This window comes from Chryseobacterium sp. BGARF1 (assembly GCF_001677955.1).
In the GTDB taxonomy this organism is placed as follows: Bacteria; Bacteroidota; Bacteroidia; order Flavobacteriales; family Weeksellaceae; genus Chryseobacterium.
Genome location: NZ_LELA01000009.1, coordinates 48,969 through 55,275, shown reverse-complemented (window position 1 = coordinate 55,275; position 6,307 = coordinate 48,969). Strand labels below are relative to the sequence as shown.

The 6,307-nt window shown below is 34.2% G+C and carries 3 protein-coding genes; 2 read left to right on the top strand and 1 reads right to left on the bottom strand.

Annotated elements, in window-relative coordinates:
* Positions 1–143 precede the first annotated feature (143 nt).
* Positions 144–2,639, top strand: a complete 2,496-nt coding sequence (locus AB671_RS02425; protein ID WP_066676295.1) for an ATP-dependent Clp protease ATP-binding subunit — start codon at positions 144–146, stop codon at positions 2,637–2,639.
* Between the two features lie 354 nt (positions 2,640–2,993).
* Positions 2,994–3,842 carry a lytic transglycosylase domain-containing protein gene (locus AB671_RS02420; RefSeq protein ID WP_066676297.1) on the top strand — a complete coding sequence of 283 codons (849 nt, stop codon included), beginning with the start codon at positions 2,994–2,996 and terminating at the stop codon, positions 3,840–3,842.
* 150 nt (positions 3,843–3,992) lie between these two features.
* Here AB671_RS02420 and AB671_RS02415 read toward each other — a convergent pair whose 3' ends face one another.
* Positions 3,993–6,275, bottom strand: a complete 2,283-nt coding sequence (locus AB671_RS02415; RefSeq protein ID WP_066676299.1) for a cation:proton antiporter — start codon at positions 6,273–6,275, stop codon at positions 3,993–3,995.
* Positions 6,276–6,307: the final 32 nt, after the last annotated feature.

Here is a 6,307-nt window from a genome sequence, read left to right as displayed (position 1 = left end):
AAATAATATCATTACAAACTTGATTTTTCAGATTTAATAAATCCCTGCAATTGTAAATAAACATCATTTAATTTTAGTGATTGACAAAAAAAACTTATTTTAGTTATACCAAAAAAGTCAAAAATATTAATATTAAAATATAAATGGGAGTACTTGTTACCAACGAGACTGTAAAACAATTGTTTCATATTGCACAGTCAATTGCCAGAGAAAATTACAACGCTACTTACGATGGTCCGCATATTTTGCAGGCTTTAATGCATAAAGATATCGGCTTAAATGAGTTTCTGAAAACCATAGATAAAGATCCTGGATATTTTTACGAATGGGCAGATGTGCGTATTGAAGATTATCCTAAAACGACTCATCTTCCAGCAGAAGTTGGTGAAGGCGAATTTGTAGATCAAATACTTGAAGAAGCAGATGATATACGTTTAAAACTTGGTTTAGATGAGATTACTCCAATCTGTATTCTTACAGCAATTGTAAAACCACAGGTTGCTTTTACATTACAACAGTTGAAGTCGCTTCCTTTAAGAGAGCACGAAATTTTTAATTTATACCGAAAAGATACTCCTTTTGCAGCTTCAGAAAATGGAGATATTTCATCTTTGTTTGGAGGTTCTTCAGACTTTTCAGATTCTTCTTTTCCGTCGATTAAAAGCTATTGCGTCGACCGAACCGCACAGGCGAGAAATGGCGATATAGAAAATATTATAGGTAGGGATAAAGAGCTTAGAATGTTAGTAGAAATTCTTTGTCGTAGAAGCAAGCCCAATGTAATTATCGTAGGCGAACCCGGAGTTGGTAAAACAGCTTTGGTAGAAGGTTTTGCGACAGAGATTATCAAAGGAAATGTTCCTGAAATGCTTAAAAATGCTACTTTATTAGAACTCGATACAGGAGCTTTATTGGCAGGAACTTCTTATAAAGGTGAAATTGAAGACCGTCTGAAAAAAGTAATCAATGAATGCAAGAAAATTGAAAAAGCAGTTTTATTTATTGATGAAATTCACACGCTTTTAGACCCAAAAGGGAGCATCGGAAATATCGGGAATATCCTTAAACCTGAATTGGCAAGAGGTGAAATTACTGTTATCGGAGCGACTACTCAAGAAGAATACAGAAAAATTATTGAACCAGAACAGGCTTTTAACCGTCGTTTTGAAGTTTTAACTGTGCTTGAACCGGACGAAAAAACATGTGTGAAAATGATTGATGTTTTATTGGATGGTTATAAAAAACATCACGGAATTGAAGTTGAAAAAAATGCAATTCCTGAATGTGTACGTTTAGCAAAACGTTATGCAAAAGGTAAAAAACTTCCCGATGCAGCGATTGATCTTTTAGACCGAACAATGGCAGCAATAAAAATGCTTGATGAACTTTCTGAAAAGGAATTGGAAAGCTGGAAAGAAATTTATGAAAATATTTTACAAGAAGAATATTTTGATGATAAAGATAAAGCCGATGAATTAATTTGGAATTACAATTTATTAAGAGATAAAATAAGCCCGATTTTGTGGGGTTCTCTGAGCGAACAGCCGCAAATCGACAATTCTATGCCGGTAGAGCATATTCAAAAAACTATTGAAGATACTTATGCTGAACTTTTGGAACATGCGGCCAAGAAAAGAGAAAAAGTTGACCGTCTGGAATTGGCGGCAGTAATGGCGGCAAAAACCAATATTCCGATTGGTAAAATTCAGGCTCAGGAAAAAGAGAAATTGCTGAATATGGAAGGTCTTCTGATGAACAGAGTTGTTGGTCAGGATCATGCTTTGAAAATACTTTCAGACGCTATAGTTGAAAACCGAAGCGGTTTGAACAAACCGGGACAACCCATTGGATCATTCTTCCTTTTGGGACCAACCGGAACCGGAAAAACAGAATTGGCAAAATCAATGGCAGAATTGCTTTTTAACGATGAAAAAGCAATGGTGCGTTTCGATATGTCAGAATTTAAAGAAGAGCATTCTGCAGCACTTTTATATGGTGCGCCTCCTGGTTATGTTGGTTACGAAGAAGGTGGAATGTTGGTGAATAAGATTAGACAGCAACCTTATACGGTCGTTTTATTTGATGAAATTGAAAAAGCGCATCATTCGGTTTTTGATGTGTTTTTACAGATCATGGACGAAGGAAAAGTTCATGATAAGCTTGGAAAAGAAGGCGATTTCAGCAATGCTTTGATCTTGTTTACTTCAAATATTGGAAGCGAAGAAATTGTAAAACAGTTTGAAGAAGGAAAAGTTCCTGAATCTAATTCATTGATGCAGATTATGTCGAATTCCGGAAAATTCAGACCAGAATTTTTGGCAAGAATTACTGAAATCATTCCTTTTGCACCGATTACAGAATCGATTGCTGAAAGAATTTTTAATATTCAGTTAAAATCGCTTCATAATTCATTAACGAGATTAGGAATGAGTTTGAAAATTAGTGATGAAGCCGTGAAAAATTTAGCTTTAAATGGATTCAGCAGTAAATATGGAGCTAGACAAATTTCAGGAGTGATCAGATCGCAATTGGCAAGACCGATCTCGAAAATGATTGTAAGAGAAGAAATAAAATCCGGACAAAACCTTTCAGTAGACTGGAACGCCGAAGAAGGAAAAATCAGCTGGAAAGTTGATTGATTTCAGAAGTCTGTATAAATTTTCTCGCAGATTTAGCTAATCAAGCTGATTTATTAAAATCTGCAAAATCTGTTTAATCTGCGAGAATATTAAAAAGTGTTGAGCTGTTGTCAAATATTTAACATTAAGAAGTTAAGACTTCAGTTCATATACTTAATGAAATTTAATCAAAATCAAATTATTGATTTCTTAAATTTATTGATTATTAAAGAACTTCTTAATTACTTAATGTTTTAAAATAAAGAATAAACAATGTTTATTTAAGTGAAGAAAATTAAGAATATGAATTTTAAACAGGTTTTAGAAATAATCAAAAGATAGTTATGATTTTTAGGCTATATTAGAAACATAAAAATGAAACCAAATTTCAAAAATATCATTTTAAGCGTCGTATTCCTAAGTTGTTCGCATTTTGCGAATGCTCAGTTTCTTGCAGCTTCTGATACTTCAGAAAGCAGCGTGAGGAAATACAAGAATATCATAGAAGCCAATAAAGAAATTGTCACTTTTATTGAATTTTCTATGGTTGAAAAAGGTTTGCCAAAGCATTTGAGGAATTTAGCTTTAATTGAATCTCATTTCAATAGAAATATTACTTCAAGCGCTGGGGCAGTGGGAGTTTGGCAGTTTATGACGGCTCACGCCAACCAATATGGTTTAACAGAAGACCGCAGAAGTGACCTATACAGAAGCACAAAAACAGCTGCCGTTTCGTTGAAAAATTTATATAAAAAATACAACAATTGGGTAACCGTAGTTGCAGCTTATAATTGTGGAGAAGGAAATATTGCTAAAGCAATGCAGGCTGCTAATTCTACACAGTATCATGTTTTTTCTAAATATTTGCCTGCAGAAACCATCAATCATGTGAAGAAATATCTCAATGCATGTTATGCAACAGGAGAATTAAATTCGGTATTATCCAATTACAATGATGCAAGAACCATCTCTCTTCTGAATTCGAGGAAGACAGATTCTCAGGAAATTGCTTTGTCGGAAACGGAAATTAATGCGGGATTTAAGCTGGGTATAATTGCTGAAGAATTAAAAATTGATATGAATGATCTCTTGAGTTGGAACCCCGAGATTGTAAGCATTTTAGAGAATGATGGGGAAAGCAAACTCTTTCTTCCCACCGATTTAATGCCCGATTTTTTAATGAAAAAAAATGCAATTCTTTCTAAGTCGATACGTACAAAATAATTTTAGATAAAAATCTTTCACGTTCTATTAAAGAAGGAAACAGAATTTTTTAATGATTCTATTTTCATTTAAATATAAAAAGCCCGAAACTCATCAAGTTTCGGGCTTTTTTAGTAAAATATCAATATCTAAATTTATGAAAATTATTTATCAAGGATTTGAGATAATCAACGTTGAAGGGATGTCTGACAACCAAAGACTTTTAGAGTCAATCAAACCTCTCCAGCTTTTTTTGCTGATCAGCATTAGATCCTGAGATTGTAAAAACTCTTTCTCGATTTGCTTTTCGTTATATAAAGTAATGTGATTGGGGGCAACCTGTTCGATGCTTCTAATCAGTTCTTTCACTTCAATATTATTTCTAATCTGTCCTGCAACATCCAAAATAATAATTTGTGAATTGTTATTGTTAATCAGTCTTTTTGCATATTCAAGCAAATAAAAATCACTTAAATTAAAGATGGGAATAAACACTCTGTCTGCAGAATTAAAATCTCTGTCTACCAAAACTCCCACAGGAATATTCGTGTTATCGAGGATTTGTAGTGTAGAATCATCAAATGGAGAATTGTTGAAAATATTACCTTTCCCTTTTACGGTATTTAACAATTTTTCAGGATTAATGATTTTGGTGGTGAAGCCTAAAAGCCTTCCCAGCAAACTTCCTTCGTACATCGATTTTCCGAGCATGATCAAAAGAAGATCATAATTTCCTTTGTTCGAAATATTCGTCAGATCATTTTCAATATCTGTGGAAGCTTTGAAAAGGGTAGTGACCTCAAGCTGAAGTTCCTGTGAAGTTTCGATCACGTTTTTAAACTGTTCTTTCTCAAAATTATCGATATCAAAGGCATGCAATTCGTCTACAGGAGCGATATTCATTGCGGTTACGTTTTTGTTGCCATTCATTTTATGCGTAAGATTATCGGCAAGTTTCAGTAATGTACTTCCTGATTCCGGAGTTTCAAAAGATAAAAGAACTCTGTATTTTGCATCGTTTTCATCATGCTCCTCTTCTTCCAGTGATGATTTTTTGCCTTTAAAGAAATAATTAATAATGTCAAGACAAGGTCCGGTCATAAAGGTGGTGAATAACGCCATGATGACCAACATTGTAAACAATTCAGGACCTAAAACTCCAAGGTCATAACCGATGTTCAAAACGATAAGTTCGGTTAAACCTCTTGTATTCATCAATGCACCAATGGTGAGACTGTCTTTCCAGCTTAGTTTTAAAAATTTAGCGGTCAATGCACTTCCTACAAATTTTCCGATAACGGCTGTAAGAATAATAAATCCTCCTATTTTCCAAAGATGTGGATCATTTAATAATCCCACTTGTGTTCTTAAACCTGTAAATACAAAGAAAAGCGGAAGTAATAAAACCAACGCAACATCCTCTATTTTTTCGATGAATAAGTTTCTGAATTTTACATTTTCAGGCATAATTGCTCCTGCCATAAAAGCTCCGAATAATGCGTGAATCCCTATAACTTCTGTTGCGTATGAAGAAATAATAAGGATTAAGAAGAATACAGCAACCAATGCTTTGCTGATAAAACCTTTTCCTTTCTGAGATTCTGCAATTCTATGTAAGAATGGTCTTACCGCTTTAATCATGATGAAAACATAAACAATCGCCATGATAATCACGAAAATTGATCCCGAAAAAGATCCTGCTTTTACCACTGCAATTACGGCCGCTAAAATACACCAGGCTGTAATATCATCGGCTGCAGCACAGGTAATAACTACGGTTCCTATTTTGGTTTTATGTAAATTTCTTTCCTGTACAATTCTGGCGAGAACCGGAAATGCGGTAATACTCATCGCAATCGCTATAAATAAAGCAAAGGAACTGAACTGAATTCCTTCCGGAGCAAATTCTTTATAAATGAAATAAGACAGCCCAACTCCCAAAGCAAAAGGAATGATGATACTTGCGTGGCTGATCACGATTGCATCGTGTGCCTTTTTTCTTAAAACACTTAAATCAAGCTCCATTCCGACAATATACATGAAGAGAATTAAACCAATCTGACTTAAAAACTGTAAGTTTCCTAATGATTCTTTCGGAAAAATAAACGCCGAAAGCTCAGGAAAGTATAATCCAAAAAGTGATGGCCCTAAAACAATTCCGGCAATCATTTCTCCAATTACTGAAGGCTGTTTTAGTTTCACGCAGATCCAGCCAAATAATTTTGCAACCAAAATAATGGTAACGATCTGTGCCAGTAAAAGAGCTAACGGATGATGCAGATTAGATAAAAAAGAATCGGTGAAATTTTCCCACATTGTATTCCCAGTAACTTTGCTTGGCGGAATATTTTCCCCTATCTCTAGGGTTTTTCCTTCCACAAAGAACCAGTACATTAATGCAGAAAAAAAGATAATTGTTGCTACATAAAAAATAATATTTCTGTATCTCCCCATAATCAATTGTCATTTATTTGAGTGTAAATTTC

Coding starts and splice junctions, on each gene's coding strand:
- AB671_RS02420 (WP_066676297.1), top strand. CDS start 2,994: ATGAAACCAAATTTCAAAAATATCATTTTAAGCGTCGTATTCCTAAGT.
- AB671_RS02425 (WP_066676295.1), top strand. CDS start 144: ATGGGAGTACTTGTTACCAACGAGACTGTAAAACAATTGTTTCATATT.
- AB671_RS02415 (WP_066676299.1), bottom strand. CDS start 6,275: ATGGGGAGATACAGAAATATTATTTTTTATGTAGCAACAATTATCTTT.